We start from the raw sequence: 26,900 nt of genomic DNA, 5'->3' as shown, positions 1-26,900 counted from the left end.
GGAAAAAAGTCCATCATGATATCAACCTAATTTCACAAAACAGCTTGACAATTTATGAAAATCTGAATACAATACAAATTAAATTCTTCACAAATTCAAGGCGAAGAAGAGGAATAGTAAAATAGTACACGGACCAAGAGAGTTGGCGGCAGGTGAAAAGCCAACCCGGAAGTTATTTGAACTCGCCTCAGAGCCATAAACGTGAACCCAAGTAGCGTTTGTCGTCCCTCCGCGATAAGGAGCTAGAGTGAGTGCGATTGTTGCACTAATGCGGGTGGTACCGCGGGAAGGTTATGTGTATCCAACCTCTCGTCCCTGATGTTATACAAAATCAGTGGCGGGAGGTTTTAATATTTCTGGTGATTCATTAACGGCGAATTTCTTCGTTAACTCGTTACTCCGGTTCTCACGTAGGATTAACTACGCTGCGATCCTCGTAACATCGTTGCCTTGAACTTCTTGTTTCTAAACCACCAGTTTATTTGGGAGATTAGCTTTTGATCTCAGCGTTGTCTTGTTCCTCCGGTCCTCATTTAGCTTGACTAAACTCTGGTCCTCGGAACTGCGACTCCTTGACCTCATCGCTACTCTTTCCTAAAGATTCTGGCGACAAACAAGAATCTTCGTTAACTCGTAACTCCGGTTCTCACGTAGGATTAACTACGCTGCGATCCTCGTAACATCGTTGCATTGAACTTCTTGTTACTAAACCACCAGTTTATTTGGGAGATTAGTTTCTGATCTCAGCGTTGTCTTGTTCCTCTTTCTTTAAATTGAAAGTGGAGCTAGGAGATGCTGTGAAAATGAGCAGTGGTTCAGGATAGTAAGATCGTCCTGTTTGGCGTGAATAATGACAGATTTAGCGTGTTTATTTGAAAAACGGCGTGATTATCCTGTCTAAGAAACAGGCGTTACAAAACCTTCTCGATTCAAACTTAGATTCTATTCATGCTTTATTCTTAAACCATAAAGGATGAAATGTTTTAATCAGGTGCTCGGCGCTTTCAAATATTCAGAACTACAGAGAAATTTATACTTAAATTTGAAGAAGGAATGGGAGTGGCAGTCATGGCTTTTGACCACACACAAATTGAACGTAAATGGCAATCCTATTGGGAAGAAAACAAAACGTTCAAAACTGAATTTGAACCTGGGAAGAAGAAGTTTTACGCGTTGGATATGTTTCCGTATCCATCCGGGGCAGGCCTGCACGTAGGGCATCCGGAGGGTTACACGGCGACTGATATCGTCGCTCGTATGAAACGGATGCAAGGATACAATGTCCTCCATCCGATTGGTTGGGATGCATTCGGTCTTCCAGCAGAGCAATATGCGTTGGATACAGGAAATGATCCGGCTGAATTCACGGAACAGAACATCAATACGTTTCGCAGGCAGATCAAAGAGCTTGGATTTTCTTATGATTGGGATCGTGAAGTAAATACGACCGATCCGAATTACTACAAGTGGACGCAATGGATCTTTTTACAGCTTTATAAAAAAGGGCTTGCATACGTTGATGAGGTGCCTGTCAACTGGTGTCCTGCATTGGGGACGGTTCTTGCGAACGAGGAAGTTATTGATGGTAAAAGTGAGCGAGGTGGGCACCCAGTCATCCGTAAGCCGATGAAACAGTGGATGTTGAAGATCACAGCGTATGCCGATCGTTTATTGGAGGATCTTAAGGGCCTTGATTGGCCTGAGAGCCTGAAGGAGATGCAACGCAACTGGATCGGCCGTTCTGAAGGTGCGGAAATCACGTTTATCTTTGACGGCCATGATAAAGCGGTAACAGTCTTTACGACCCGCCCTGACACATTGTTCGGTGCAACCTATATGGTTTTGGCGCCAGAACATACCTATGTTGACGAAATCACGACAACTGGGCAAAGGAATGCGGTTGAAGTTTATAAAAAAGAAATCGAAACGAAGAGTGACCTGGAACGTACTGAGCTTGCCAAGGAAAAGACAGGAGTCTTTACAGGCGCTTATGCGATCAATCCAGTGAATGGTGAAAAGATCCCGGTCTGGATTGCAGATTACGTATTAGCAAGCTATGGAACAGGGGCGATCATGGCGGTACCGGCCCACGACGAACGGGACTACGAGTTCGCTAAAAAATTCGAACTTCCGATCGTTGAAGTCGTCAAAGGTGGAGATGTTACGAAAGAAGCTTATACCGAAGACGGAGAGCTTGTGAACTCAGACTTTTTAAATGGATTGGGTAAAGAAGAAGCCATCACAAAAATGCTCCAATGGCTTGAAGAAAAGGGTAAAGGCGAGAAGAAAATCACCTATCGTCTTCGTGACTGGTTGTTCAGTCGTCAGCGTTATTGGGGTGAACCGATCCCAATCATCCATTGGGAAGACGGCACAAGCAGTGCGGTCCCAGAGGCAGAACTTCCATTGACACTACCGAAAACAGACAATATCAAGCCTTCCGGAACAGGTGAGTCACCACTTGCGAACATTCAAGAGTGGGTGAATGTCATCGATCCTGAAACAGGTAAAAAAGGTCGCCGTGAAACGAACACAATGCCGCAATGGGCGGGAAGCTGTTGGTATTATCTTCGTTACATCGATCCTGATAACAACGAACAGCTTGCTTCAGAAGAGAAGTTGAAGCACTGGCTCCCAGTCGACCTTTATATCGGTGGTGCTGAGCACGCCGTCCTTCACTTGTTGTATGCTCGCTTCTGGCATAAGGTTTTGTACGATGTTGGTGTCGTTCCGACGAAAGAGCCGTTCCAACGTCTTTACAACCAAGGAATGATTCTTGGGGAAAATAATGAGAAGATGAGCAAGTCAAAAGGAAATGTTGTCAATCCGGATGAAGTTGTGAAGACACATGGGGGCGACACGTTACGCCTATACGAGATGTTCATGGGACCGCTTGATGCAAGTATCGCCTGGTCGGAAAATGGATTAGATGGCTCCCGTCGTTTCTTGGACCGTATCTGGCGTCTATTTGTCGAAGATGATGGCTCACTTACAGGAAAAATCCAGGACGTTGAGCCGAATGAAAATTTTGAACGTGTCTATCATCAGACCGTGAAAAAAGTTTCTGAAGACTTCGCGGAATTACGCTTCAATGTCGGTATCTCACAAATGATGGTTTTCATCAATGAAGCATATAAACAAGATGTATTGCCGAAACCGCTGATGGAAGGATTCATCCAGTTATTGGCCCCGGTAGCGCCACACATTGCTGAGGAGATTTGGGAGAAGCTTGGCCATACAGAGACAATCACGTATTCTAGCTGGCCAGCGTTCGATGAGGCGAAATTGACGGAAAATGAAGTTGAGATCGTCGTTCAAATCAATGGTAAAGTCAGGGCGAAACTGATGGTTCCGACGGAGGCGGATAAAGACCAATTGGAAGAAATTGCATTGGCAGACAGTAAAGTAAAAGAAAACATCGATGGGAAAACAGTACGTAAAGTCATTGCAGTACCAGGAAAATTAGTTAATATCGTCGCAAACTAATCTAAATGAAAAGGATTGACTTCACTTAGAGGTCGATCCTTTTTTATATGCTATAATGATGGGGTATAATTTCATATGTTGCTTTATGGTGGGCTGATGTTTCTGATCAGTCCTTAAAAGGGAAGCCGGTGAGAGTCCGGTGCGGTCCCGCCACTGTGAGGTTGAGGTTCTAGAACATGCCACTGTTTCATGAAGAAATGGGAAGGGGTTATAGAATTGATGAAGCCGAGCCAGGAGACCTGCCATAAGGAAGGACACAGGAATTCCTACGGGTGATAGGAGGGTGTTACATGCAAAAACGATCGGAAACTCATAACGTATTCGGTTATGGACCGCTTCGATTTTAGCCTGGGCATCTTCATATTGAGGATGTTTTTTATTTTTTAATAAATCGGAGGGGAAAAATATGGAACAAGCATATCCAGTAGGGCGTTCACGAATTATCCAAACCAAGCTGGTTTTACCACCAGACACAAACCATTTGCAAACGATCTTCGGTGGTATCGTTTTATCGTATATTGATGAAATCGCCGCACTGTCAGCGATGAAGCATTCGAACAGTGTAGTTGTAACAGCCTCGATTGATTCAGTAGATTTCTTGTCATCAGCTAAAGTTGGCAATGCTTTAGGGCTTGAAGCCTTTGTCACGGCTACCGGAAGGACATCTATGGAAGTTTACGTGAAAGTGTTCTCTTCCAACCTATTGACTGATGAAAAAACGTTGACGACTGAATCTTTTCTGACGATGGTCGCTATGGACTCCTCAGGGAAGCCGGTCCCTGTTCCAAAGGTCATCCCTGAAACCCCAGAAGAAAAAAGGTTATTCGACACAGCACCCGCACGGAAAGAAAATCGCAAAAAGCGCTCGATGATCCGTTGAATTTTAAAGGACCGATGCCATACATAATGGCTGGTCCTTTTTTGGCAGTTCGTCGTTACTGCCACATTTCGTCGTTAAACCTCGTGACTTCGTCGTTAAACGGCTCCATTTCGTCGTTAACCCTCGTAACTTCATCGTTAAACCGCTACTAAATCAATTTCTTTACTTTTGTTAGTGAACTTCGTAAAATAAATGACGGAAACAATTAAAAAGGAACATGATTGACTATAGATAATGAAAGGGTGTCGACCATGGAGAATGAACTTAAAACAATCACGCCTGCTGAAGTTGAAAAGCTGTTGAAAGAAGGCAAGAACATTTCCATTATAGATGTTCGTGAAAATGAAGAGGTAGAAGCCGGGAAAATTCCAGAGGCAAAGCATATTCGTTTGATGGAAATCCCAGATCGATTGAATGAGATTGAAAAAGACGAAGAACATATCATGGTTTGCCGTTCAGGAAGACGTAGTGAAAATGCCGGATATTTTTTACAAGAGCAAGGCTATATAGTCAAAAATATGGTCGGCGGAATGCTTGAATGGGATGGCCAAACAAAATAATATAAGAAAGAAAGGGGAAACCGAGAGATGATTTGGGGAATCATCCTGTTTGTGCTCGTTGTTTACATCTTCTTCTCCTATCTACTGCCTTATCTGAAATTGAAAGCATTTCACCAGGAGGCTGCAGACCAGAGTGAATATTGCATGATTGATGTACGTGATTACCAATCCTCCCATCGTAATCCATTTCCGTTCATGACGAAGAACATTCCTTTATCCTATTTGTCCAGGACGACGAAAGAAGGAGAAATTTGCGACCGGGATATAGTGGTAATCGCGGAATCAAAATACGTAGCGGCAATGGCTGCTCGGATTCTAAAGCGGAAAACGGATAAATTCATTTATTATGTAACGGTTTCCTGACAAAAATAGAAGTCTTTCGTCAAAGGATTTCCAGCACTCCCAGGTGAATTTACGTGATAAACGTACGATTTAGGGGGTGTTTTTTTGTTGCAGATCAAACTCTTTGAAGCTCAACATGAACTAGATCTTGAAGAGGAGGTCAATAATTTCCTATCACATCTGCATGAATCCCAATTCATCGATATCAAATACCAGGTCTCTGTAGCAATTGATGAAGATACGGATGACTTCGAATCTCTCTATAGCTTTTCAGCGATGATCCTTTACCGGGCGTGATTATGGAAATAATGATAGACTAGGAGAAAAGTATTTAGGTGTGAGGAAATGATTCGATATTGCATTTGTTTTATGATAAAAGGCCAGGAAGTACTGATGCTTAACCGGAATAAATCACCGAACAAAGGCTTGTGGAATGGGGTAGGCGGAAAGCTGGAGCCTGGCGAGTCTCCTGAACAAAGCGTTATACGTGAGGTTGAAGAGGAGACAGGATATTGTATTGCCTCCCCAAGATATGGAGGAATTGTCAGATGGGAAGTTAACGGTAAGGAAGTCGGCGGAATGCATGTTTTCTTCATATATCTGACAGAAAAAAACGGTAATCCGACCCCTGTAAAAATGGATGAAGGAATTCTGGATTGGAAAGAATTAGCCTGGGTGCTGGACGAGGACAATCAAGGAGCCGTCAGCAATATCCGATACTTTCTTCCGGAAATGCTTGAAAATGAGGATCCTTGTGACTTCCTTTGTATTTACCGTGATGGGCGTTTGGAACGTGTGAAAGAAATGGGGCTGACTCGATAAAGTCAACCCCTGTTGTACATTTCTTCAGCCTTTCGCCGGATTCCCATCAACTTCTTGTCATTGTTGTCGTATACTTCGAAACCGAACTTCTTATATAAACCATGTGCATCATCCGTGGCCAGCATAATCCTCCTTAACCTTTGGAAATCGGGAAGAGCCATGATTTCTGTCAACATCCATTTGGAAAGGCCTTTACCCCGATGGCGTTCATCTACGAAAACGTCAGCCAAATAACCGAATGTTGCGTAGTCGGTTATTACTCTTGCAAAGCCGATTTGGCTTCTTTTATAAAACAGACCGACGCAAAGCGAGTTTCGGATTGACTTTTCCACTGTGTCATAATCGATCCCTTTCGCCCAATAAGAATCTTCGCATAAATACTTATGGATGTACGGAATATCCAACTCATTCCGATCCATGGCAAGAGTGTAATCGTCTTTGTACTTGTACCCCATTTTATCGTCTCCTCTTGGTTAATCTTTTGCTGCATTTGTACCAGCTAGATGGCCAGTTACAAATGCACAAGTAATATTGTAACCTCCTGTGTATCCGTGAATATCAAGGATTTCTCCACAGAAATATAGATTAGGAACGCATTTGGAACGCATTGTTTTTGGTTCAACTTCTTTCGTAGAAATCCCGCCACCTGTGACGAAGGCTTTTTCAATCGGAAGAGTGCCATTTACGTTAAAGGTGAATCCTTTGACAAGGTTGGCAAAATCACGTAACGATGCGTGTGACAGTTGGGTATAGACCGTATCTAAACTGATATCTGACTGCTCAAGTAAAAAGTGAAGGTACCGCTCTGGGATCCATCCTTTCAACGAATTCTTAATCGCTTTTTTCGGATCATTCTTCAATATTGCCAATAATTCTTGGAAAATTTCTTCTGTATTCTTGTCTGGCATTAGGTCGATTTTCATTGTTACATAGCCTTCATTGCTTTTCTTCATTGCTTTGACGACAAACTGACTACAGCGGAGCGCTGCAGGGCCCGAGATCCCGAGGTGTGTGAAAATCATATCCATCCGATGGGTGATGATCGGCTTACCATTCGGTTTCAGAACACTTAGGGCGACATCGCGCAGGGACAACCCCTGGAGTGTTTTCTCTTTTATGAATGTTTCGTCAGAGGTAAGGGGGACTTCTGTAGGGTAAAGCTGAGTAATCGTATGTCCGGCATCCTTTGCCCATGCATAACCATCTCCAGTTGAACCGGTATGAGGAACGGATTTTCCCCCGACTGCAATGATCACGGCCCTTGAATATAATTTTTCGCCGTTTTTCAATTGGATTCCTTTTGCTTGCTGGTCTTCATAAATCACTTTTTTGACTTCCGTGTTCGTACGGATCTCGACTCCAAGCTCATTGATTTTCTTAAGCATAGCATCAACGACAGACTGTGCTTTATCGTTAACAGGAAACATCCGGCCGTGGTCTTCCTCTTTCAAACGGATGCCCAGCCCTTCAAAAAAGGCTATGATATCTTCATTGTTGAAAATATGGAAGGCACTATAGAGAAATTTTCCGTTTCCAGGAACATGCTTGATGATTTCTTCGATTGGCAGACGGTTCGTTACGTTACAGCGGCCACCTCCGGAAATGGCAAGCTTTCTACCTAATTTATTCCCTTTATCGACCAGTAAAACGGAAGCACCGTTAGAAGCGCTCGCAACAGCTGCCATCAAGCCTGACGGGCCACCGCCGATGATCAAGACATCATATTCCATATGTACACCTACTTTTCTTTACTTACACTGTAAGATACCATGATTATATTCCGTGTTCAAAATCTTGATTAATAAGGAAGGGGCTTATTGGAAGTGGAAAACCAATTCAAACCATCTGTCACAGAAGCATACATCCCAGAAGATGGTGGATGGACTTCTTTCAAGGGGACAAATGTATTATTGCTATTCATTCCACAAATTGATCAACTCGTTCGAATACAAAATAAAGGCTACTCTTATATTTGGTTATACGATAAGGAGATGGATGGTCATATTTTCTGTTTTAAACTGAATAGCGGTGAAGAACGAGCCGTCCTTTTCAAGAATGAAAATGCTGGGAGGCTCCTTCTAAAGGAAGAAGCAAAAGACCTGTTCCATATTGTAGTGTCTTCAACGAAACTGGAGGAAGTTGACGACGGCACATTTCTATTATGGCTTCCAAACGTCGAGTTCACTCCAATACCGCTTACTTGAGAAAAGCGCAAACGCCCTGATCAACCACGAAGGTCACTGGAAGTCCGACGTGGAGGCTCGAACCAAACCAAGTTCGGTTCTGCGTGGGTAACACTTCGACCCTAAATGTATATCGCCACCGCAGGAGATCTGAAGTGATCCAAAGTGGTCGGGGTAGGAGCTAGACATTTCTTCATTGAAAAAATTTTATACAATCTGTTAAAGAAAAAGATGGTTCTGCCAAGTCTTTGGTGAGTATGAGCCTTAGTTGCACTCTTACTGAAGAAAGTGCTTTATCGCTTCCTTCAAGGAAAGGAAAAGCTTTAGCGAAAGCTATCATACTATGGTAAAATACATGGGATTATACGAAATGGCATTTGGGAGTTGGAACGTTATATGTCAAAGTTGATACGTGGCACGTTGATTCTTACAGCGGCTACTTTCTTTTCTAAATTTCTAGGACTGATTTTTGTCATCCCGTTTGAATGGTTAGTCGAAACGGAAGAAGTATCCGGAGGGGCGCTATATAGTTATGCTTACACGCCTTATACCGTCTTCTTGAGCATTTCGACATTAGGGCTGCCGCTAGCTGTCTCGAAATTCGTATCGAAATACAACGCTTTAGGGGATTATGTAACCGGAAGACGCCTTTTAAGGTCTGGTCTTATCGTTATGTCAATCAGTGGATTCTTTGCTTTTCTCCTATTGTTCTCCTTGGCCGAATGGATTGCGGGCATATTGGTGAGCAAAGGAGCAGGCAGGGGAAACTCGTTGGAAGACGTGACCATGGTGATTCGGCTAGTTTCTACGGCGCTCATCATCGTTCCGATCATGAGCTTGATCAGAGGATATTTCCAGGGATTCCAGTCAATGGGCCCTACAGGACTTTCGCAGGTGATCGAGCAGGTCGTGAGGATCGGGTTCATCCTGATCAGTGCATTTTTAGTCATGGTCGTATTCAGAGGGGAAGTAAGTACAGCAGTAGGTTTTGCTACTTTCGCTGCATTCATCGGGGCACTGGCGTCATTAATCGTTCTGGTATGGTATTGGAAAAAACGGAAGCCCCATTTGGATAAATTGTTGAAAAATAGTGTGGACCACAAAATTTCGTTACCGAAAATGTATAAGGAATTGATCCGGTATGCGATTCCATTCGTTGCGGTTGGATTGGCGATACCCCTCTACCAAGTGATCGATATGGTTACGGTCAATAAGGCCCTACAAAGGGGATTTGGCTATGATCTGGCGACTGCGGAATCGTTTTATGCAGTGTTGCAGACCTATTCCCAGAAATTGATCATGATTCCGGTCTCCATAGCGACTGGGCTGGCGTTGACAGTCATTCCATTGATCACGACACTGTATACAAAAAAAGACTTTCCTGTGTTGCAAAGTCAAATCACGAAAATATTCGAGATGGTTTTATTCTTGACTGTTCCAGCAGGTGTTGGACTGGCTTTGCTCGGATTGCCAGCTTACTCGTTATTGTTTTCAAAAAACATTGAGATCGGCGGCATGGTCCTTTCGTGGTATGCACCAACAGCAATCGTGTTTGCACTGTTCACGGTGACGGCTGCAATCCTCCAGGGAATCAACAAACAGCGTTTTGCAGTCTATAGTTTACTGATGGGCATATTTGTGAAGTTGAGTTTGAACTATATATTGATTGCAAACTTCGGTATTGTTGGGGCGATCATAGGGACAAACTTAGGCTATCTACTTTCGATTGTGATCAATGCATTAATTATCAAGCGATATGCAAAATATCAATTCAGACCAGTATATAAACGCTCGATTTTGATTGGAATGTTCATCGGACTGATGGTCATTGCAGTCATACTTGTCAAATGGGGAGTAGAAGCGATCGTAGGTACAAATTATAACAGTACGTTCACTTCCTTATCCGTATTGATGATAAGTGTTTTAGCAGGAGCAGGAGTTTATTTGTATATGAGTTACTTCTCTGGGCTGTTCCAGCACATATTCGGGGATCGGGTCGATCGTTTGTTCAAACGTAAAAAAGCACGCTCAAATTAGGCCTACTTTCAAGGCCTTCTTCTTTTTGTCTTGAAACTATCGGATATTCATTTATCCGGATCCGAACTGCCCAGCTGTTCATCAAACCATGCAAGCTGTTGGCCGATTCCCAGTCCCTTCATTGGAATGGTATATTCATACCCTTTCTGCTCAAGCTGCGGTTCAAGATGGTCACGATATACTTTTCCTCCATGAAGATAGACGAGCACATCCTCTTGTGATTCATACTGCATGAACGTTTCGATCACCTTCCGGGCCCAGACTTTTTTCTCCATAATTGAAAATGTCTTGATGGATAAGTCATAAGGTTCTAATTTTTGATCAGGTACTAGAAGCCCGTCTTTTGCATTATAAAAGTAAAAACGATCGTAATGTTCTTTTGCATATTGTACAGATTTTTGGAACAATGGACTTGTATAAAATTCAAGCACAGGTGCTGGATGGTCCAATTTTTTTCTTCCTGTAGCGAGCAACCCGATTGATTGTTTCAAAGGTACCCCTCCTTTTGGACTATTTTTACCTTATTATACACTTATATAGAAAAAATAAGCTACATTTTTACAGTTGTTAGGAGGGTTTTTTCGTGAGAATTGATAAATTATTAGCAAATATGAACTATGGGAGTCGAAAAGACGTCAAAAAACTCCTGAAGAAGGGTCTTGTTAAAGTGAATGGTACAATGGTGAAGGATGGAAAATCTCACGTTGAACCTGAGTTGGATGCGATTACTGTCAGCGGTGATGTCGTACATTATGTAAAACATGTGTATCTCATGATGAATAAACCGGCCGGAGTCATTTCGGCTACTGAGGACAAGGTTCATAAGACGGTCGTTGATCTTCTGGGGGATGAATTTGTTTCCCATAAACCATTTCCTGTAGGGAGACTGGATAGAGATACTGAAGGTTTGTTGATTTTGACGAACGATGGCCAGCTTTCCCACCGGCTGCTTGCTCCGAAAAAACATGTGCCGAAAACGTATTATGCCAAAATCGATGGAAGGGTAACGGAAAAGGATCGTAGGAGGTTTGAAAAAGGGGTAGAGCTTGATGATGGATATATAACAAAGCCTGCAGAACTGGCCATACTATCAAGCGGCACCCATTCTGAAATTGAATTAGTCATTACAGAAGGAAAATTCCACCAGGTAAAAAGGATGTTCGAGGCTGTTGGTAAAAGAGTCCTTTATTTAAAAAGACTGCAAATGGGATCAGTGAAATTGGACCCGTCTCTTTTACCAGGACAATCACGCTCGTTGACCCAACAAGAGATTGAAATGCTTGAAAAAGATTCTCCAAGTCATTGAGAGTTTTATTCCCGTTATAGAAGGGTATTAACCTGAACATACTTGTAAAAAAGGAGAAATTAACATGCTTATATTCGGTAAAGATATTCTGAATCATAAAATCATTACGGCTGATAATGAAGAGTCAAAAACAAAAGTGGACGATTTGCTCCTTAACAAGAAAACGTACAATTTAGATTACCTTCTCTTTATCGAGAAGAACCCTGAAAACTACGATGGCCAGAACAGGATCGATACATCAATGGATAATGTCATCAATAGTGCAGGTGGGCAGACTGCTGCGAATACCCCTCCCATTACAGGAGAAGATTCCATATTAAAAAGTTACGACAAAGAAACACGGTATGTCTCTTTCAACAATGTCATAGAGGTGACGGAGCATTATGTGAAAGTAGGTGGGGTTGATCAACAGCTGCATGATCCTGTCGATTCAATCGCCACTTCAGCGATCATCGGAAAAAAGGTCAAAACAAATAACGATGAGGCACTAGGTAAAGTGATCGATATCGTGATTGATTGGGAAACACGCAGAGTCGTAGGGTTAGCGCTTGCAGATGGGTTTTGGGCTAAGCTTGTATCTGAGGAAAACAGGTTTCTCCGCCTTAAAGAAACGATGGATTGGGGACCAGAAGAAATTATTGTACCGAACCACTTCAAAGATTATCTTGTAGATAGTGTGAATGAAATCATTGGCTGACCCATAAGTGTCTGAATCACACCGTTCTGGAAAACAAACGTGGTTTTGATCCAAATTGTTGTTTTCTCCTTGTTTTTATAAAGCTCTGTTAGATTTCTAGGAAATTCACTCTCTTTCCGTAGGTGATCCGCACCCTAACCGTTCCTGGCTGTGGAATCCCGTCTGGGTCTTTTTTCTGCAAGCGTGTCGTGATTTCGTATAAAAAAATAAAGGAAAAACGGGTCTCAACTGATGGGGACCCGTTCTATTACAATTATGCCAATTTCACTTTTTTAGATGTTGTTTTCCATTTTCCTCTTGTAGGGCTTGACACCAGGTTATTATACGTTAGTACGTTTAAATCTCGCTGAATCGTTCTTTGCGTCGTACCGAATTCGTCGACAAGCTGTTGTGTTGTGACCGTACCACTTTCGTGAATAAACATATAAATTGCTTTTACACGGTTCAACATACGTTCAGTCGAAGGACTCAAACAACCACTCCTTACCTTTTTTACACTTACATATACAGTGTATAGGCTGATTATTAAATGAATATTAAGGTTCTGTTGAAATATTCAAAAAATTAACCGTTCAAATACACATGACAATACCACTTACCAAGGAAACTGAAGATTAAGAGATGTGACTGACTGTCCTTCCAAACCAGACCTTCGTCTAATTCCACTGTACTTCTTATTTTCGAGTGGATATCGGATAATCGCCTTCCCCCACCTCCTAGTTAGAAATATTGTATAATAATTCTGTGAATAATTCAAAGTGTTCATGTGAAATTTGTATGTTATTGTCGAAAAGGAAGGAGGAAGCCGGTGTATTTAATAAAACGATTTTGGGTGAAGGTAATCAAACTGAATACATGGTTCATATTTTTATCAAGCCTTATCTTGATCCTAGGAAGCACATTGATGATGGGGTTGATCGAGCCTGAAACGTTTTCCAATCCATTTGATGCCTTTTGGTGGGTGATGACCACTGTAACGACTGTGGGGTATGGTGATTTCTATCCAAGTTCAGTCGGTGGCAGGGTTTATGCGGTATTTCTTTACATAGTCGGAATCGGATTGATCGGGGTAGTCATCGGAAAAGTGGTAGATGGCTTCGGAATGATCAGACGCAGGAAGGAGGAAGGGTTGTTGGCCTATAAAGAAGAGGGACATATTGTTATTATTGGTTGGTCGCAAAAGGCACGCTTTGCGATAGAAGAGATCTTACAGTCAGAAGCGATCAAGGAGGTTGTCATTATTGATCAATTACCTAAGACACCTTATTTGCATGAAAACGTCCATTACATACAAGGGGATGCAACCAGGGAAGAAGTGCTACTGCAAGCAAACCTACCAGGTGCCAGGTCAGTATTGCTTTTTGCAGACGAGACCATCAAGGATCCTCTGCTAACAGATGGAAAAACACTGTTGATTGTAACAACGATCGAAAGACTTTCACCAGAAATTCACAGCACAGTAGAAATTTTAAATGAAAGCCATATTCAAAATTTCAGACATGTGAAAGTAGACGAGTTCATCTTATCGAACGAAACGATTTCTCGACTCGCTGTCCGGGCGGCGCTCACGAATGGCATCTCCAAAATATACAGCCAGCTGATGAGTCGAGGCATTGGAGATAATTTGTATGAAATTGACAAAAAACCGCATTGGGAGACATATAAACAAGCTTTTGATGATTTGATAAAGGAGGGGGCAACCTTGATTGCTGATGGGGATAAAATGGATATCAACCGCAGGATGGATGATGCCCTTCCCAATCATGCCAGGTTGTTCGTCATCTGTGACAGAGAAACGTATGAAAGAATACAGACTTCATAAGGAGTGGAGGGGCTGACGCATGATTGATTGGAAAAATGAAGTTGAACAACGAAAAGAAGAATTTATAAAAGACTTGCAAACCTTACTGCATTTTGAAAGTATACTTGACCCTGACACAGCTAAAGAAGGAGCGCCGTTCGGGGAAGGCATCCATCATACCTTGACACACTTATTGGAAAAAGGGGAATCCGATGGTTTTACGAGTAAAAATCTCGACGGTTATGCTGGTCATCTAGAGTTTGGAAAAGGAAAAGAGTTAATCGGAGTCCTTTGCCATATTGATGTTGTTCCGGCAGGAGATGGATGGAGCTCGGATCCTTTTGCAGCAGAAATAAGAGACGGGAAAATATTTGCAAGAGGGGCGATTGATGATAAAGGCCCAACAATGGCAGCCTACTATGCGATGAAAATCATCAAAGATTTAGGCATTGATTTGAACAGAAGGGTACGGTTGATCATCGGAACAGATGAAGAAAGTAATTGGCGTTGTGTAAAGCATTATTTCAAACACGAGGAAATGCCGACAATGGGGTTTGCACCTGATGCCAGTTTTCCGATCATCTATGCAGAAAAAGGACTGTTCGATTGTGAGTGGAAACGAAAAGAACAAGGTTCGTCTGAAGGCGGGGACGTCCATCTTGTTTCCTTTGAATCCGGCAGACGATTGAACATGGTTCCGGATTTTGCCGAAGCCGTTTTAGAAGGACAGCGGTTAGCTTCAATTGCAGAAGAGTTCCATTCATTTATAAAAGACAAAGAATTGAATGGCAGCGTAAGTGAAGAAAATGGACAATACAAGCTGAATGTTGAGGGACTATCGTACCATGGAAGTAAGCCTGAAAAAGGGAAAAATGCAGGCTTGTATTTAGCATCCTTTTTATCAAAATACTCTATGGATGAAGAGGCTAATGATTTCATACGTTTAGCCAATGATTATCTCACCGATGATACAGAAGGTGTAAAATTGGGCATCAAGGACTCTGATGATATCACAGGTCCATTGACATTGAATACAGGAATCATGAACTATACTTCTGATAAAGGTGGCCGATTCGGATTGAATCTTCGCTACCCAGTTTCCCATGAATTTAAACGAACGAATTCGATTTTAAAAGAAGTTGGCGCTAAATTCGGTTATGAATTGCATGAAATCGAACATCTTACTCCTCATCACGTACCAAAGGACCATGAATTGATCAAGAAGTTGATGAGTGTGTACGAACAACATACAGGTGATGAAGGGTACTTGATTTCCATCGGGGGAGGGACTTATGCACGCTCTCTAGATGCGGGTGTTGCATTTGGTGCTCAATTTCCAGGTGACCCGGAAATTGCCCATCAAAAGGATGAGCACGCCGATATTAAAAGTCTACTGAGAGCAACAGCCATCTATGCCCAAGCAATCTACGAATTGGCCAAGTGAACGAATAATACGATAAAGACAAGCTGTCATTGTTCTGTTTGACTCTTCCAGGGTCGCATTATGGTTGAAAAATCTAAATTAGCAATGTAAGTCGAAATAATCATGAAAAGTCTTAAAGATTTCTTTTAGGAAAAGTGCTGATCCTCTCTGATTGGATTTAGCAAGTTTCCTGATTGATTTTTTTATTAGTTGCGATACAATCGACAGAGGTTGATACATTATGAATAATTAGTCAGGAGAGCTATAATGCAACATCATTTTGAAAAGGCATCTGTGAATTTCAGCTTGTTTTATTTCTTCATGTTTTTCGGTTTTGGAACCTTCTTTCCTCTGTTAAGTGTTTATTTGAAGCAAGAAGTCCAGTTGACGGGCACCCAGATCGGAGCGATCATGTCGGTCAGCCCAGTTGTCATGATCATTGCTCAGCCGGTATGGGGCATCGTATGTGATTATACTCGAAAACCTAGGGCTGTCCTCATTTTTACTTTGGCGATGAGTGGTTTGATCGCAATACCATTCGTGCTAATGGAGAGCTATATTAGTCTTATTGTGATATCCATCATGCTTGCCACATTCCAGAGTGCAATCGTACCTGTTTCTGACAGTATCACTCTGAACTATGTGATGGCCAAAAATAAAGATTATGGAAACTTACGTCTATGGGGGGCTCTCGGATTTGCCATTGCTGTCTACGTTATGGGTAATCTTGCAGAAACCTTAGGACTGGGTTTGATTTTTTACTGTTTTGCAGCGGCCTTATTTATTTGTATCATCTTTGTGTCAGCGATGCCGAAAGAGAGCAATCCTTTAAAGGTTGATTTACGTACCGGAATCGTAACACTTTTCAAATTACCAAAGTTCGTTTTGTTTATGTTGACCACATTCTGTGTTTTTGGTCCCATTCAATCGAACAATTTTTATTTCGGACTGTACATTCAAGAGATCGGCGGAACGTTAGCAGGAGTAGGAATTGCATTTTTGCTTGCTGCAGGCAGTGAGGCTCCGTTCATGAAGTTCTCGGGCAGTTGGATCCGCAAGGTCGGGATTGAGAAGATCTTGATAGCTGCATCACTTATTTCAGCAATTAGATGGTTTTATTATTTTATTGAACCTAGTCTTCTTGCAGTATATGCAACGACCATCGCCCAGGGCTTTTCAATTGGGTTATTCATCCCTGCTGCACTTCAATATGTCCGTGAAATAGCGCCAAGTGATGTGAAAGCGACAGCAGTGGCTTTATATAGCTCGATGGGGAATGGACTCGGCAGCTGGTTCAGTACGTTCCTCGGTGGAATAATTTATGATGCGTATTCATTATTTGCGATGTATCTTTTCTTCGGTACAATGACCACGATTGGTTTATTGCTTCTCATCGTTAACTTGAAACTTTTGCCACATAAAGTAGCCTATTGACAAAAAAAGATGTAATAAGAGGCAGTTCCATAAGTGTGGATCGCCTCTTTTCGTTTACATTTAAAGCAAGTATAAAATACTTTCTTCAATGTAAGCGCAACTAAGGCTCAGCCTGTACTAAAGCTTGGCAAAGCCCGAGTTTTCTTTAGCGTATCTTATTTACTGAAATCAAAAATATCGCTTGATAAGTAGCGTTCACCCGAGTCACAAGTAATGGCGATGACGACTTCCTCGGGACTGAGCTTCTTGGCAGCTTGAAGCCCAGCATATACCGAAGCACCTGAGGAGGGTCCGACAAGGATTCCTTCTTCGCTTGCCAGTTTTCGAGTGGTTTCAATTGCCTCTTCATCTTTAATGCGTATAATTTCATCGTATACGTTTTGGTTCAAGATCGGCGGAATGAAGCCGGGGCTTGTGCCGACTAGTTTATGCTTGCCTGGCTTACCGCCCGATAGTACGGGGGAGCCTTCTGGTTCTACGACTCTGATTTCGAGATCAGGTATATGTTCTTTCAGCGTTTCGCCCGTCCCTGTTATCGTCCCACCTGTTCCCGCCGGTGCCACGAAGGTAGAGAATTTCTTCCCGATCTGCTTGACTGCTTCAAGGATTTCAATTGCTGTGGTCGTGCGATGGGCATCCGGGTTCGCAGGGTTCTCGAATTGCATCGGCATATAATTGTTCGGAATCTCATCTGCAAGTTCTTTTGCTTTGGCAATCGCGCCTGGCATTTTATCATCACCTGGGGTAAGAACAACTTCTGCTCCATAGGCTTTTAAAAGGTTGATTCGTTCATGGGTCATGGTATCCGGCATTACAATGATCGCTTTATAGCCCTTTGCCGCTGCGTTCATCGCAAGCCCGATTCCGGTATTTCCAGAGGTCGGTTCGATGATCGTTGAACCTTCTTTCAAAAGGTTCTTGTCTTCTGCTTCCGTAAGCATGTTATAGGCTGCACGATCCTTAATACTGCCGCTTGGATTGAATGCTTCCAATTTAACATAAACATCTGCCCCGTTCGGATCAGGCAGACGATTCAATTTGACCAAAGGTGTATCTCCTATTAAATCAGCTATACTATTAACAACACGCAATCATAACACGTCCTTTGTACTTGAAGATTCTAGCTTATTATAACAAATCCAAGTAAACCACTCTAATTTAATGTTTTTAAAGGTAAATCCATTAATATTCCAGTCATGACCTGTTTTTGTTAGACTGATGATAACTTCAATATGGAGGTTACAAAATGTCTAGGCACACTTTCTTGGCAGTACCGATTCCAGAAGAAATCCAAACGAAAATCCACAGCTATGCAGAAGAAGTCAAGCCACTTCTTCCGTTTAAGAAATGGACAGTTTTGGGTGATTACCATATTACGCTTCAATTTCTAGGAGCATCTCCTGATGAAAGGTTAGGCCAATTGATTGAAGAAATGGATAAGATCAATACACCTTCTTTTCGATTAGCCTTAAATAATGTCGGTTATTTTGGGAATCCGAAGACCCCCCGTGTGTTTTGGTTAGGGATCGACCATTCTGAACAGCTGAACCAGCTGCAAGAACGGACGAAACAGAGGTGCTTCTCAGCCGGTTTCGAGGTGGAATCAAGGCCTTATCGGCCCCATATTACGCTTGGAAAACGGTGGGGGGGTGACTCCCAGCGTGTTTCGAATGAATGCTGCATCTTGCCAACAGAATTGACTGGGTGCAGCTGGGAAGTCAATGAAATCATCTTATATGAAATACACCCAGGTAAGGAACCGATGTACGTTCCATACCGACGCTTCAAGATCGGAGACTTGTAGAGTGATACGAATGGTAGCTATTGTCATCATACAAGTTCTGGTTCTTTATTCTATGTATTTAGCGGGAACCTGGATTCAAAATGCTTTGGATCTTATGATTCCGGGAAGTATCATTGGAATGGTCCTTCTTTTTTGTCTGCTCGTGACAAAGATCCTCCCATTAAGATGGATACAGGAAGGAAGTCGATACCTGCTTGCTCATCTAACGCTCTTTTTCATTCCTGTGACGGTTGGGGTCATGGAATTCAGTCATGTTTTCAAAGGAAAAGGATTGCTTCTTATCCCGGCAGTCCTTGTCAGTACAATTCTCGTGATGCTCATCTCCGGGAAATTGTTGGACTTTTTTATGTCAAAACGCCTGAGGAAGAGGTCAAATGAAACATAGTTTGATAGAAATTTCATTTCCAGCATTAACAATCGGCTTATACCTATTGAGCCTCCAACTCTATAGAAAATGGAGACATCCTCTTCTGACACCTATTTTGACGGCTGTAACTGTTATCATTTGTTTTTTGGTCATTCTCGATTTTTCTTATGAAACATACATGACAGGTGCAGTGTGGATCGATAAGCTATTAGGACCAGCAGTTGTCGCTCTTGCTTATCCGCTTTATATCCACCGTAGCTTGTTGATGCAATATACGTTTCCGCTCCTTTTATGTATTGTTACAGGAGTTTGTGTAGGTGTGTTTTCAGGGTTATTTTTCGCCCAGATGATTGGAACATCTCAAAATGTTATTTTGTCTCTGTTGCCAAAATCGGTTACGACTCCTGTGGCAATGGAGATAACAAGAGTTTCAGGCGGTATGCCTTCAATAGTCGTCGTATTCGCCATGATTGCTGGAATAGGCGGTGTAATCACAGCACCCTACTTATTCAAATGGTTTAAAATAAAGAGTGATATGTCGCGAGGATTGGGTTTGGGGGCTGCTTCACATGCAATCGGGACTTCAAAAGCCCTGGAATATGGCAGCCAAGCAGCAGCGACAAGCTCAGTAGCGATGACCATTTCAGCACTTGTGGCATCCATCATCATCCCAATCATTGCTTCATGGGTTTAAAAGGCAGGTGATAAAGATTGGCACAACTGATCAAATTGGAGGATTGCGTTTCAAGGTATGAACAGGATGTTTTTCGTTATACAGGACAATATACGCGATTGAAACGCGATCGTTGGAATAGGGTAAAAGTGAATTGGGAAATCGATCAGATGAAGGAAGATTTGTATTCCCCTGAACAAGAGCATCCTACTAAGAGTAAATGGTGGAAAAGGAAACGGGACAATCCAGAAAATGAAATAATCGAGTCCGGAAAGGTGAGGATCGATCCCCGAAGTTTATCTGAAGTGAAAGAAGATTTCCGGGAAGAGCTGTTCCAATTTCAATTGAAGTGGGCGAGTTCCACAATAAGAGAAACATCCGTAATCAGTTCAACGATTAAACAGGACAAATTCCTTCGCTTCCTTGTCCAAGAATTGCCGGATAACTATCTGGTGCTCTACAAACCTATCATTCAATTGAAAAAAGCCCAGACCCAATTGGATGTGCTTTTGATTGGTCCTGATTCGATCAAAGCGATTGTTCTATTAGAGACAAGTAAAGGTGAGGTTGTCCATACATCACGGAATCGATTCTGGGAATGTGAAAGGCATGAAGAGAAACGGAAAATCATCAATCCAATCTCTGCTGTCCAGCGGATGAATTATTTTATAGAATCAGTCACCGATATCAAAACGACCGAACTGAAAATTTCTTATATCATACTTGCACAAAATGCATATATGAATCGCGACAATATACCATCTTATATCCAAATTGTTGATCAGACTAATTATAGTGAGTGGAAAAAAGCGTTGAAAAGGCAGCTGAGTCCAATCAAATTCAAGCAACTGAAAGCTGCTAAAATCGTATTGGCACATTGTGCAACCTCGGCTTACAGAAGGCCGGAATGGGATCGTGATAAGCATCAGTGGGATGAGTCAAGTTCCGATTGAATGATGGACTAAATGTCCGTATGAGCGCTTCGTAGGATAAGAACAGTACGAAAATCATGTGTACTATCCAAACAAACAGTTATCATTGACGACATTTATATACGGATAAAGAGGAATTTCAGAACATTTTGTTGAAAAAAGAATAAGACCATCGAAAGAGAGTGGCTTATAAATGGAAAAGTTCTACATCTTCATCATCAATCCTAAAGCTGGGAACGGTAGAGGGGAAAAGGTTTGGGAGAAAGTAAAACGTAATTTACAAGAACAAAATATACCCTACCGAAGCTTTTTTACCCAAAGACCAGGGCATGGAAAAGACATTGCTCAACAAATGGCCCATATTCATCATGAACATATGAAGGGGATTGTCACTGTTGGTGGCGACGGTACGATGCATGAGGTGATCAATGGATTAAGCCATCATCCGGCTATACCAGTCTCTTTTATTTCTGCCGGATCCGGTAACGATTTTGCAAGAGGTTTTAAAATTCCCAGGGCAACAGCACAAGCTCTTCTTCATATCACTTCAAAGAAGAGCCGAATTAGAAGATTTGATATAGGTGAGTATCGGCTTCGTAAGCGGAAACATAAACCCAGTTTTTTTACAAGCTCACTCGGAATCGGTTTTGACGGAGAAGTAGCGAGGCGTACGAACGAATCAAAATATAAAGGGATATTAAATAAAATAGGGATGGGATCTTTATCTTACATCATTACTGTTATGAAATTAGCAATGACATACCAGCCATTCCAGTTGAAAATAAAGGTGGATGGGAAGGAACATGAATTCAGTGATGTCTGGTTGATTGCTACGACCAATATTAAATATTATGGTGGTGGAATGAAGATCAGTCCGGATGCGATACCCAACGATGGACTATTGAACGTATGTATTGTCCATAACCTTTCCAGAAGAAAACTGCTGATTCTATTCGGGACTGTTTTTTTAGGATTACATACCAAATTGAAAGAAGTTACGTTATTGGTAGGGAAGGAGATCGAAGTTGATACAAATAGACCAGCAACGATGCACGCAGATGGTGAGTTGATCGGTTCAACTCCGGTCAATATCAAGATTCATTCCAAACGTTTGTTAGTCAAGTGATCTGGTTGGGGGTAGCTGACTTAAAAAGACATTTAAACGGCACATGTCTGACGCACAGGACGTACTAGTACCGGTGTTGTCACAGGACGTGACGCAGTTAACCGGTGATGTTTCTAATTCGTGTCTTTTTGAACAGGCATTTAATAAGAAGTTCAAAAGAGCCATCAAATGATAAACAGCGCATCTCGGCGTTACTCGGTTTTTCCGGTCCTCATGTATTAAAAGATACACTTCAGTCCTCAAAACCGTCGTGCCTTGAACTGCTTGTTTCTAATTCGTGTCTTTTTGAACGGGCATTTATGTGTTAAAATATTATATCTGTACAGATTTATCGTGTTTGTATACTTTGAAATGATTTAATTTAGCCGATAATAAAGATAGAATGATGAAATCGAAGGTGAACGTATTGAAACACATATTAGGAAGCGGCTGGCAGGTCAAGCCTGCGGGTGGTGCAACCGGTGAAGCCTATATCGCACAATATGGAGAAGAGAAAATCTTCTTAAAAAGAAACTCGTCACCATTCCTTGCTGTATTATCGGCAGAGGGGATCGTTCCAAAGCTTTTATGGACCAAGCGATTAGAAAATGGAGACGTCATAACTGCCCAGCACTGGTTGAATGGTAGAGAGCTTAAAGCTGCAGAGATGAATCAACAGTTAGTTGCTAAACTGCTTTCCAAAATTCATCGTTCACAAGAATTGCTTTCGATGCTACGCAGAATTGGGAAACAACCGTTAACCCCTGAAGCAGTGTTAGATGAATTATCACATCAAACAAATAAAAATCATCAATACCAGGAAGAGCTTCAGCCTTATCTGGATTACTTATCTTCGCATTTACACGAGGTCCAAACAGACCAATATGTTGTTTGTCATGGTGATGTAAATCATAATAATTGGCTTATCTCTGAAGAGAACAGATTGTTCCTGATCGACTGGGATGGAGCGATGATCGCAGATCCAGCGTTGGATCTGGCTATGCTGCTCTATTGGTATGTCCCTGATGAGGAATGGGACCAATGGTTACGTTCCTATGGCATTCCGCTGACACATTCATTAAAAATAAGAATGCATTGGTATATAGTAGCTCAAACAATAGAATCGATTTTTTGGCACTTCGAACGCGGTCAAGAAGAACAAGCGAAATATTGGATGAATTACCTTGTTCAATTAGATAAACAAATATATCACTGAAAAGAAGATGAGTCCTTTAGAAAGGGCTCATCTTTTTTGCGCGATAAGAAAGTATAATTTCAACTTAGGCTCAGCCGTCGCCACAGGCTCGGCAAAGCCCGAGTTTTCTTTAAAAGATTAGAAAAACTTTTTATTCCGATGAAGGAATGTCTAGCTCCAACGCCCAACCACTTGGATCACTTCAGACCTTCAGCGGCGGCCGACACATTGATTTAGGTCGAAGTGTTACCCACGCAGAACCGAACTTTGTTTGGTTCGAGCCTCCTCGTCGGACTTCCAGTGCCCTTCGTGGCCGACCGGGGTGTTTGCGCTTTTCTTTATTTCTATAAGTAATCTGAACCAAGCTACATCTGATCGATCACGCTCATCCATTGGTTTAAATCACCATTTGATTGGATGATATGGTGTTCAAGTGACTTTGCTTGCCCGCCGTTTTGTCCGTATGTCTGGATAGCTATCAAGGTGTCCCGCAGTTCTAAAGGGGTCTGGGGATTTTGGAGCAGGGAATTCGTCAACCTCTCCAACTGTTGGCATTCTGAATCTGAACCACACTGATCCAACTGATGACTTCTTAAAATATCCGCAAGCAATGAAATTTGATCATTAACTTGTAATGGCATGATTACGCATCCTTTCAAGTCGGTTTGCTTTTAGGATGTGTCAATGTGGATGCTTTTTATCCGGTTATTTTTTCGCTCCCCAAATGAAAAGACTGATGATTGCAATGATCAAGACAAGCGGTGGAGCCCAAAAAATTAAAAAATCCTGCATGTAATCCTCACCTTTTTTCTTTCATTGTACTTAGTATCACCGTTTTTTTCATCTTATTAGCGATAATGTTTTGATTTCATTCCTTCAAAACAATCCTTTACCTTAAAACTGGTATATACGGATTAGCGATTGGATAGATGTAATTTGTCCCTAAGAAAAAAGATCCTGCATCAGACCAGCATGTTAGCCTGAGCAAGATCTTTCTTTCAATTGGCTTCTAAAACAATATTCATAAAAATGAACATTAAAATTGGACGAAGCCTTACATTTATGATGAGTACTGAGAAGAAGCGTACTTGATTTTAACTTTTTGTGCACGGATCGTTTGTTTTTGTGCGATAAGTTCAAATGGATAAACAGCTAATGCATAACCTGCAAATAATCCACTGAACATCGTCAATACTGTTACTTCTGCTGTCTTCGACAAGGTCTTTTTTAAAATAGACATGAATTCGTTAAACCACTCCTGTAGTGTTTTTTTACGTTCCAATAATATAACGTTTATAATGTTACCTTTGAAAGCGTTTACTTCCCTAATGGCTATAATTGGTATATGGAAGGATATGATACGCTCTCACTATGTCGTTGTCATTTACGTCTACGATGATAAAAATTACTCCAAAATACTCACCGATTCTCCTTTATATAAAATACACGTTACATTTAATCATACGAATTTCATTTTTTGACGCCTTTCATGGTAAAATATCCGAGGATAAACGTAATCAGAAAGGGTTTGAACGTATGCGTCTAAGAAATAAACCATGGGCACAATATAAAATGGACGACAATCCACAAATCGTCGTGCCTGATCCGGAAAATTGGAAAGGGAAATGGAATGAACTTTTCAACAACGATCATCCGATCTGTATTGAAGTTGGGACTGGAAAAGGACAATTCATTACCGAAATGGCTAAACGCCACGAGAGCGCAAATTTTATCGGGATAGAAAGACAGAAAAGCATCGTCGTATCGGCGATTGATAAAATAAAAGAATCAGGGCAGAAAAATGCCCGTATGATGAATGTAAATGCTATGGACCTTATTCATTATTTTGACGCTGGGGAAGTCCATCGTATCTATTTGAACTTTTCAGATCCATGGCCGAAAAACCGCCATGAAAAACGGCGATTGACGTATGAATCATTTTTGAAAGCATATGAGAAAGTTCTGATTCCTGGCGGAGAAATCCATCTGAAAACCGATAACCAAGAATTGTTCGAATACTCTCTTCATAGCTTTTCCAAATATGGAATGATCTTAAACAATATGAGTCTGGATTTACATCAAAGTGAATTTGAGGGAAATGTGATGACTGAGTATGAAGAGAAATTTTCTGCAATGGGTAACCGGATTTATCGATGTGAAGCTGTTTATCGTACGAAATAGCGATTTTAAACGACTTCTTCTAAAGCGTTGGTATGCTACAATGAATAGTAGATTGAGTAAGAGGAGTGAACAAACATGGAAACGCTGCAATTTGGGGAAGTAAACTTACACTGGTTGAATGGCGGTGTAACAAATATGGATGGCGGAGCAATGTTTGGTGTTGTTCCGAAATCGTTATGGAGCAAGAGGTATCCGGTTAATGAAAAGAATCAGGTTGAGCTTCGGACAGACCCGATTTTCTTTCAATATGAGGGGAAAAATATCTTGATCGAATCTGGGCTGGGGAACGACAAACTTTCTGATAAACAGAAAAGAAATTATGGCGTCAATGAAGAATCGAACATTGATAGGGAGTTAGCAGAGCTTAATCTTACCACAGATGATATTGATTTTGTTCTCATGACGCATATGCATTTCGATCATGCCTGTGGTCTGACAAAAGCAGAAGGTGACCGACTTGTTTCTACTTTTAAAAACGCAACGATCTATACTTCAGAGACAGAGTGGAATGAAATGAGGAACCCGAATATCCGCTCAAAAAATACATATTGGGAAATGAACTGGAAGGGAATTAAGGATCAGGTCAAGTCTTATAAAGACCGGTTCGAGGTCCTGCCTGGCCTCCATATGATCCATACAGGAGGCCATAGTGACGGACACTCCATACTATACTTTGAACAAGGAAAAGATAAGCTATTTCACATGGCGGACTTAATGCCGACCCATGCCCATAAGAATCCTCTTTGGGTTTTAGCCTATGATGACTACCCGATGACCTCTATCGGCCAAAAACAGGAATGGATCGGTAAAGGGATGTCAGAGAATGCATGGTTCACATTTTATCATGATGCCATATATCGTGCGGTGAAGTTCAATGATGAAGGTGAAATCGTGGACTCTGTTAAACGAAACAAATAATCAATAAATTGTCACATTTACAAGGTTTGTAAGAAAATGGTTGTTGAAAAACGTCACATTTTTTACAGAAACCTGTTACAATTAACATAGATTTTTGAAGTAATGATAGTGTAATATATTAATTGGCTTATAACAGACGTTTAGGAGGGAATGATAGATATGCTTAAGCAACTTACGGCCGCTATGATGGCTTTAACGCTTTTAGTATTTGGGGGAACTGGCGTATTAGCTGCTGAAAACGGAGCAAAAGCACCAGAAGAAATGCAGAAGGCTACGAAAGACTTTTTGCAGGATGAATATTATGATTTCAATAACGGTAGTCTTAAAGAGTTATCTCATGTTACTAAGGTAGAAGTGAATCCTGAAGCTGCAGAAGGAGAAGAAGCTCAAGGTCCGATTACGGTGTATGCGGCTCTTGCTGAATTCCAAACTGTGCGTGACAACATCTTCACTTTTGATCGAAAAGAAACTGTCTACTTCGATGCAACAAATGGGAAAATGTTGACCGCTACTGAAATTGGTGCGTTCCAAAATGACACATTGACAAATTACAAAGAGCAATTCGATCACCTTGGCAAGAAGATGAACTTAGGATGGATCATGTCATTACATGCACTTATCCTGCTTATTCCGGTATATTTGATGTTCGTATGGGGGAACCAGGTGTATTCATCTTCACGTTTCATGGTTGAAAACAACCTATACGGGCAAAAGCACACATTCAATTAATCTAAAAATGGGGCTGACTCCACGT

30 protein-coding genes, 1 riboswitch and 1 other annotated feature are annotated in these 26,900 nt (G+C 41.6%); of the genes, 22 read left to right on the top strand and 8 right to left on the bottom strand.

The window, feature by feature from the left end; translation table 11 throughout:
- The first annotated feature begins 94 nt into the window (after window positions 1–94).
- Window positions 95–320: a binding site (T-box leader), on the top strand.
- Between the two features lie 748 nt (window positions 321–1,068).
- The 6 genes from leuS (at window position 1,069) to L1611_RS03775 (ending at window position 6,090) form a co-directional block, all read left to right on the top strand.
- Window positions 1,069–3,486, top strand: a complete 2,418-nt coding sequence (gene leuS / locus L1611_RS03800; protein ID WP_236311763.1) for a leucine--tRNA ligase — start codon at window positions 1,069–1,071, stop codon at window positions 3,484–3,486.
- A 69-nt stretch (window positions 3,487–3,555) separates the two neighbouring features.
- A riboswitch (cobalamin riboswitch) is annotated at window positions 3,556–3,747 on the top strand.
- A gap of 145 nt (window positions 3,748–3,892) precedes the next feature.
- Window positions 3,893–4,366: an acyl-CoA thioesterase gene (locus tag L1611_RS03795; RefSeq protein ID WP_236311761.1), complete on the top strand. Its 474-nt coding sequence runs from the start codon at window positions 3,893–3,895 to the stop codon at window positions 4,364–4,366.
- A gap of 251 nt (window positions 4,367–4,617) precedes the next feature.
- Complete coding sequence (locus tag L1611_RS03790; protein ID WP_236311760.1) at window positions 4,618–4,926, top strand: rhodanese-like domain-containing protein; 309 nt, start codon at window positions 4,618–4,620, stop codon at window positions 4,924–4,926.
- Window positions 4,927–4,953: 27 nt separating this feature from the next.
- Complete coding sequence (locus tag L1611_RS03785) at window positions 4,954–5,289, top strand: rhodanese-like domain-containing protein (protein WP_236311759.1); 336 nt, start codon at window positions 4,954–4,956, stop codon at window positions 5,287–5,289.
- A gap of 84 nt (window positions 5,290–5,373) precedes the next feature.
- A complete protein-coding gene (locus tag L1611_RS03780; protein WP_236311758.1) occupies window positions 5,374–5,565 on the top strand; it encodes a sporulation protein Cse60 in 192 nt (63 codons plus the stop codon).
- Window positions 5,566–5,613: 48 nt separating this feature from the next.
- Window positions 5,614–6,090, top strand: coding sequence for an NUDIX hydrolase (locus tag L1611_RS03775; RefSeq protein ID WP_236311757.1), 477 nt, complete (start codon window positions 5,614–5,616; stop codon window positions 6,088–6,090).
- Window positions 6,091–6,092: 2 nt separating this feature from the next.
- On the opposite strand, the gene L1611_RS03770 is transcribed toward L1611_RS03775, so the two are convergent.
- Together L1611_RS03770 and L1611_RS03765 are read right to left on the bottom strand one after the other, a co-directional pair.
- Window positions 6,093–6,545: a GNAT family N-acetyltransferase gene (locus L1611_RS03770; RefSeq protein WP_236311756.1), complete on the bottom strand. Its 453-nt coding sequence runs from the start codon at window positions 6,543–6,545 to the stop codon at window positions 6,093–6,095.
- Window positions 6,546–6,563: 18 nt separating this feature from the next.
- The gene (locus tag L1611_RS03765; protein WP_236311754.1) at window positions 6,564–7,820 is read right to left on the bottom strand and encodes a BaiN/RdsA family NAD(P)/FAD-dependent oxidoreductase; all 1,257 of its coding nucleotides are present in this window, start codon (window positions 7,818–7,820) and stop codon (window positions 6,564–6,566) included.
- Window positions 7,821–7,907: 87 nt separating this feature from the next.
- Between L1611_RS03765 and L1611_RS03760 the strand changes: the two genes are divergently transcribed.
- Complete coding sequence (locus L1611_RS03760; protein ID WP_236311752.1) at window positions 7,908–8,294, top strand: hypothetical protein; 387 nt, start codon at window positions 7,908–7,910, stop codon at window positions 8,292–8,294.
- A gap of 375 nt (window positions 8,295–8,669) precedes the next feature.
- Window positions 8,670–10,310, top strand: coding sequence for a putative polysaccharide biosynthesis protein (locus L1611_RS03755; protein WP_236311751.1), 1,641 nt, complete (start codon window positions 8,670–8,672; stop codon window positions 10,308–10,310).
- Between the two features lie 47 nt (window positions 10,311–10,357).
- Here L1611_RS03755 and L1611_RS03750 read toward each other — a convergent pair whose 3' ends face one another.
- Window positions 10,358–10,801 (bottom strand): DUF6884 domain-containing protein, encoded by a 444-nt coding sequence (locus tag L1611_RS03750; protein WP_236311750.1) that lies wholly within the window; start codon window positions 10,799–10,801, stop codon window positions 10,358–10,360.
- A gap of 92 nt (window positions 10,802–10,893) precedes the next feature.
- Here L1611_RS03750 and L1611_RS03745 point away from each other — a divergent pair, with 92 nt between their 5' ends.
- Window positions 10,894–11,616 (top strand): pseudouridine synthase, encoded by a 723-nt coding sequence (locus tag L1611_RS03745; protein ID WP_236311749.1) that lies wholly within the window; start codon window positions 10,894–10,896, stop codon window positions 11,614–11,616.
- Window positions 11,617–11,680: 64 nt separating this feature from the next.
- Window positions 11,681–12,313 carry a PRC-barrel domain-containing protein gene (locus L1611_RS03740; protein ID WP_236311748.1) on the top strand — a complete coding sequence of 211 codons (633 nt, stop codon included), beginning with the start codon at window positions 11,681–11,683 and terminating at the stop codon, window positions 12,311–12,313.
- A gap of 253 nt (window positions 12,314–12,566) precedes the next feature.
- Here the strand turns inward: L1611_RS03740 and L1611_RS03735 are convergent, their stop codons facing one another.
- The gene (locus L1611_RS03735) at window positions 12,567–12,785 is read right to left on the bottom strand and encodes a DeoR family transcriptional regulator (protein ID WP_225064288.1); all 219 of its coding nucleotides are present in this window, start codon (window positions 12,783–12,785) and stop codon (window positions 12,567–12,569) included.
- Between the two features lie 336 nt (window positions 12,786–13,121).
- Between L1611_RS03735 and L1611_RS03730 the strand changes: the two genes are divergently transcribed.
- The 3 genes from L1611_RS03730 to L1611_RS03720 all read left to right on the top strand — a co-directional run bounded on the left by L1611_RS03730 (window position 13,122) and on the right by L1611_RS03720 (window position 16,971).
- Window positions 13,122–14,135: a potassium channel family protein gene (locus L1611_RS03730; protein WP_236311747.1), complete on the top strand. Its 1,014-nt coding sequence runs from the start codon at window positions 13,122–13,124 to the stop codon at window positions 14,133–14,135.
- 19 nt (window positions 14,136–14,154) lie between these two features.
- A complete protein-coding gene (pepV, locus tag L1611_RS03725) occupies window positions 14,155–15,558 on the top strand; it encodes a dipeptidase PepV (RefSeq protein ID WP_236311745.1) in 1,404 nt (467 codons plus the stop codon).
- Between the two features lie 246 nt (window positions 15,559–15,804).
- Window positions 15,805–16,971 (top strand): MFS transporter, encoded by a 1,167-nt coding sequence (locus L1611_RS03720; protein WP_236311743.1) that lies wholly within the window; start codon window positions 15,805–15,807, stop codon window positions 16,969–16,971.
- A 155-nt stretch (window positions 16,972–17,126) separates the two neighbouring features.
- Here L1611_RS03720 and cysK read toward each other — a convergent pair whose 3' ends face one another.
- Window positions 17,127–18,062 (bottom strand): cysteine synthase A, encoded by a 936-nt coding sequence (gene cysK, locus L1611_RS03715; RefSeq protein WP_236311741.1) that lies wholly within the window; start codon window positions 18,060–18,062, stop codon window positions 17,127–17,129.
- Between the two features lie 155 nt (window positions 18,063–18,217).
- Here cysK and thpR point away from each other — a divergent pair, with 155 nt between their 5' ends.
- The 6 genes from thpR to L1611_RS03685 all read left to right on the top strand — a co-directional run bounded on the left by thpR (window position 18,218) and on the right by L1611_RS03685 (window position 23,068).
- Window positions 18,218–18,775: an RNA 2',3'-cyclic phosphodiesterase gene (thpR, locus tag L1611_RS03710; protein WP_236311739.1), complete on the top strand. Its 558-nt coding sequence runs from the start codon at window positions 18,218–18,220 to the stop codon at window positions 18,773–18,775.
- 10 nt (window positions 18,776–18,785) lie between these two features.
- On the top strand, window positions 18,786–19,160 hold the full coding sequence (locus L1611_RS03705; RefSeq protein ID WP_236312029.1) for a CidA/LrgA family protein: 375 nt from the start codon (window positions 18,786–18,788) through the stop codon (window positions 19,158–19,160).
- Complete coding sequence (locus L1611_RS03700) at window positions 19,150–19,836, top strand: LrgB family protein (RefSeq protein ID WP_236311738.1); 687 nt, start codon at window positions 19,150–19,152, stop codon at window positions 19,834–19,836. Before L1611_RS03705 ends, L1611_RS03700 begins: the two co-directional genes overlap by 11 nt.
- 17 nt (window positions 19,837–19,853) lie before the next feature.
- Window positions 19,854–20,768, top strand: a complete 915-nt coding sequence (locus tag L1611_RS03695; protein WP_236311736.1) for an NERD domain-containing protein — start codon at window positions 19,854–19,856, stop codon at window positions 20,766–20,768.
- Between the two features lie 172 nt (window positions 20,769–20,940).
- A complete protein-coding gene (locus L1611_RS03690; protein WP_236311735.1) occupies window positions 20,941–21,873 on the top strand; it encodes a diacylglycerol/lipid kinase family protein in 933 nt (310 codons plus the stop codon).
- Window positions 21,874–22,279: 406 nt separating this feature from the next.
- Window positions 22,280–23,068, top strand: coding sequence for a phosphotransferase family protein (locus tag L1611_RS03685; RefSeq protein WP_236311733.1), 789 nt, complete (start codon window positions 22,280–22,282; stop codon window positions 23,066–23,068).
- 344 nt (window positions 23,069–23,412) lie between these two features.
- Here the strand turns inward: L1611_RS03685 and L1611_RS03680 are convergent, their stop codons facing one another.
- The 3 genes from L1611_RS03680 to L1611_RS03675 all read right to left on the bottom strand — a co-directional run bounded on the left by L1611_RS03680 (window position 23,413) and on the right by L1611_RS03675 (window position 24,287).
- Window positions 23,413–23,688 (bottom strand): YtzH-like family protein, encoded by a 276-nt coding sequence (locus L1611_RS03680; protein ID WP_236311732.1) that lies wholly within the window; start codon window positions 23,686–23,688, stop codon window positions 23,413–23,415.
- 64 nt (window positions 23,689–23,752) lie between these two features.
- On the bottom strand, window positions 23,753–23,839 hold the full coding sequence (cydS, locus tag L1611_RS20890) for a cytochrome bd oxidase small subunit CydS family protein (protein WP_407681701.1): 87 nt from the start codon (window positions 23,837–23,839) through the stop codon (window positions 23,753–23,755).
- A 268-nt stretch (window positions 23,840–24,107) separates the two neighbouring features.
- The gene (locus tag L1611_RS03675) at window positions 24,108–24,287 is read right to left on the bottom strand and encodes a hypothetical protein (RefSeq protein ID WP_236311731.1); all 180 of its coding nucleotides are present in this window, start codon (window positions 24,285–24,287) and stop codon (window positions 24,108–24,110) included.
- 296 nt (window positions 24,288–24,583) lie between these two features.
- Here L1611_RS03675 and trmB point away from each other — a divergent pair, with 296 nt between their 5' ends.
- The 3 genes from trmB to L1611_RS03660 all read left to right on the top strand — a co-directional run bounded on the left by trmB (window position 24,584) and on the right by L1611_RS03660 (window position 26,875).
- Window positions 24,584–25,228: a tRNA (guanosine(46)-N7)-methyltransferase TrmB gene (gene trmB / locus L1611_RS03670; RefSeq protein WP_236311730.1), complete on the top strand. Its 645-nt coding sequence runs from the start codon at window positions 24,584–24,586 to the stop codon at window positions 25,226–25,228.
- 75 nt (window positions 25,229–25,303) lie between these two features.
- Window positions 25,304–26,146 (top strand): YtnP family quorum-quenching lactonase, encoded by an 843-nt coding sequence (locus tag L1611_RS03665; protein WP_236311729.1) that lies wholly within the window; start codon window positions 25,304–25,306, stop codon window positions 26,144–26,146.
- Window positions 26,147–26,305: 159 nt separating this feature from the next.
- Window positions 26,306–26,875, top strand: coding sequence for a hypothetical protein (locus L1611_RS03660; RefSeq protein ID WP_236311728.1), 570 nt, complete (start codon window positions 26,306–26,308; stop codon window positions 26,873–26,875).
- Window positions 26,876–26,900: the final 25 nt, after the last annotated feature.

The sequence above is a fragment of the Pseudalkalibacillus salsuginis genome (assembly GCF_021646685.1).
GTDB lineage: Bacteria > Bacillota > Bacilli > Bacillales > Fictibacillaceae > Pseudalkalibacillus > Pseudalkalibacillus salsuginis.
This window is presented reverse-complemented; position numbering and strand designations above follow the sequence as displayed.

Excerpts from the sequence above, each read along its gene's own strand:
- leuS (WP_236311763.1), top strand. The coding sequence starts at position 1,069 with ATGGCTTTTGACCACACACAAATTGAACGTAAATGGCAATCCTATTGG.
- L1611_RS03795 (WP_236311761.1), top strand. The coding sequence starts at position 3,893 with ATGGAACAAGCATATCCAGTAGGGCGTTCACGAATTATCCAAACCAAG.
- L1611_RS03790 (WP_236311760.1), top strand. The coding sequence starts at position 4,618 with ATGGAGAATGAACTTAAAACAATCACGCCTGCTGAAGTTGAAAAGCTG.
- L1611_RS03785 (WP_236311759.1), top strand. The coding sequence starts at position 4,954 with ATGATTTGGGGAATCATCCTGTTTGTGCTCGTTGTTTACATCTTCTTC.
- L1611_RS03775 (WP_236311757.1), top strand. The coding sequence starts at position 5,614 with ATGATTCGATATTGCATTTGTTTTATGATAAAAGGCCAGGAAGTACTG.
- L1611_RS03770 (WP_236311756.1), bottom strand. The coding sequence starts at position 6,545 with ATGGGGTACAAGTACAAAGACGATTACACTCTTGCCATGGATCGGAAT.
- L1611_RS03765 (WP_236311754.1), bottom strand. The coding sequence starts at position 7,820 with ATGGAATATGATGTCTTGATCATCGGCGGTGGCCCGTCAGGCTTGATG.
- L1611_RS03755 (WP_236311751.1), top strand. The coding sequence starts at position 8,670 with ATGTCAAAGTTGATACGTGGCACGTTGATTCTTACAGCGGCTACTTTC.
- L1611_RS03740 (WP_236311748.1), top strand. The coding sequence starts at position 11,681 with ATGCTTATATTCGGTAAAGATATTCTGAATCATAAAATCATTACGGCT.
- pepV (WP_236311745.1), top strand. The coding sequence starts at position 14,155 with ATGATTGATTGGAAAAATGAAGTTGAACAACGAAAAGAAGAATTTATA.
- L1611_RS03720 (WP_236311743.1), top strand. The coding sequence starts at position 15,805 with ATGCAACATCATTTTGAAAAGGCATCTGTGAATTTCAGCTTGTTTTAT.
- thpR (WP_236311739.1), top strand. The coding sequence starts at position 18,218 with ATGTCTAGGCACACTTTCTTGGCAGTACCGATTCCAGAAGAAATCCAA.
- L1611_RS03705 (WP_236312029.1), top strand. The coding sequence starts at position 18,786 with ATGGTAGCTATTGTCATCATACAAGTTCTGGTTCTTTATTCTATGTAT.
- L1611_RS03700 (WP_236311738.1), top strand. The coding sequence starts at position 19,150 with ATGAAACATAGTTTGATAGAAATTTCATTTCCAGCATTAACAATCGGC.
- L1611_RS03690 (WP_236311735.1), top strand. The coding sequence starts at position 20,941 with ATGGAAAAGTTCTACATCTTCATCATCAATCCTAAAGCTGGGAACGGT.
- L1611_RS03680 (WP_236311732.1), bottom strand. The coding sequence starts at position 23,688 with ATGCCATTACAAGTTAATGATCAAATTTCATTGCTTGCGGATATTTTA.
- cydS (WP_407681701.1), bottom strand. The coding sequence starts at position 23,839 with ATGCAGGATTTTTTAATTTTTTGGGCTCCACCGCTTGTCTTGATCATT.
- L1611_RS03675 (WP_236311731.1), bottom strand. The coding sequence starts at position 24,287 with ATGTCTATTTTAAAAAAGACCTTGTCGAAGACAGCAGAAGTAACAGTA.
- trmB (WP_236311730.1), top strand. The coding sequence starts at position 24,584 with ATGCGTCTAAGAAATAAACCATGGGCACAATATAAAATGGACGACAAT.
- L1611_RS03665 (WP_236311729.1), top strand. The coding sequence starts at position 25,304 with ATGGAAACGCTGCAATTTGGGGAAGTAAACTTACACTGGTTGAATGGC.
- L1611_RS03660 (WP_236311728.1), top strand. The coding sequence starts at position 26,306 with ATGCTTAAGCAACTTACGGCCGCTATGATGGCTTTAACGCTTTTAGTA.